Origin of the sequence: Pseudoalteromonas sp. SG43-6, from assembly GCF_014164365.1 — a bacterium.
Taxonomy (GTDB): Bacteria; Pseudomonadota; Gammaproteobacteria; order Enterobacterales; family Alteromonadaceae; genus Pseudoalteromonas; species Pseudoalteromonas rhizosphaerae.
In genome coordinates this window covers 1-397 of record NZ_JACJEZ010000178.1, presented here as the reverse complement: position 1 = coordinate 397, position 397 = coordinate 1, and the positions used below count along the sequence as shown (strand labels likewise).

At 41.1% G+C, this 397-nt stretch carries 1 rRNA gene; it reads left to right on the top strand.

Annotated elements, in window-relative coordinates:
• Positions 1–286 precede the first annotated feature (286 nt).
• Positions 287–397, top strand: a 16S ribosomal RNA gene (locus H5201_RS22690); the annotation flags it as partial.

The window sequence follows — 397 nt, the reverse complement described above, 5'->3', positions numbered from 1 at the left end:
AGGAAAGCGTAATATGCGCAGCCCTAGCGAGATAAAGTTTAACTTTAACCGCAACGTTCTTTAACAATATAAAGCAATCATCTGTGTGGGCACTCGTACAGATTGAGTTCTAACAGCCGAGCTTAGTTCGCTAAGCAAAGCAAAAAATTTAGAGTCTCAATTGAAACTGAGTGACCAACAGAAGTAACTTATTTATAAGTTGCTTCGGCACAGTCAATTCAATATCGAAAGATATTAAATAAATTCAGAATTCATTGAGCATGTCCTTCGGGACAGAAAAAACTTTTAATTGAAGAGTTTGATCATGGCTCAGATTGAACGCTGGCGGCAGGCCTAACACATGCAAGTCGAGCGGTAACAGAGAGTAGCTTGCTACTTTGCTGACGAGCGGCGGACG